Consider the following 524-nt stretch of genomic DNA (forward strand, 5'->3'; position numbering starts at 1 on the left):
CAACGTGGGCAAGATCCTGCGGCGAGAACTGCGTCCCGATGCGCCGGCGCCCGCCACCGCGTCTGGCGCAGCACCTGCTCCCACTGCTGCCGCCACGTCCGCCGGCACCGCGAGCACCGTCAACCCGACGACTGGCCAGCGCTGATCTCGCACCTACCGTAACCCGTACTCGCGGGCGAAACATTGTCGCGCGCCGCCAACAGCGGCCGTGGCCGCGCTCCGCGCCAGCCTGGGCCGACGTTCGCTTCAACTCCATGAATTGACAGGAGATTCCTGTAAAAGCCCTGCCGCCGTGGCGCGATGCAGGGCTTTTTTACATCTTCCCCCGACGCGCGCTATTGGCTGCGCATATCGACACAATTGATAATTATTATCGTTGTCATTTCTATACGTAGCTGGCCGCATCCAACCGACGCCAGTGGGGAGATCCTCTTGAAGCACCACCACCCGCCCGCCGCCCTGCGCGCGCGGCTGCACACCCGTGTTCCCGCCGCCGCCGCGCTGGCCGCCTGCCTGGGCGCGGG

The sequence above is a fragment of the Achromobacter sp. UBA5777 genome, assembly GCF_002418565.1.
In the GTDB taxonomy this organism is placed as follows: Bacteria; Pseudomonadota; Gammaproteobacteria; order Burkholderiales; family Burkholderiaceae_B; genus Achromobacter; species Achromobacter animicus.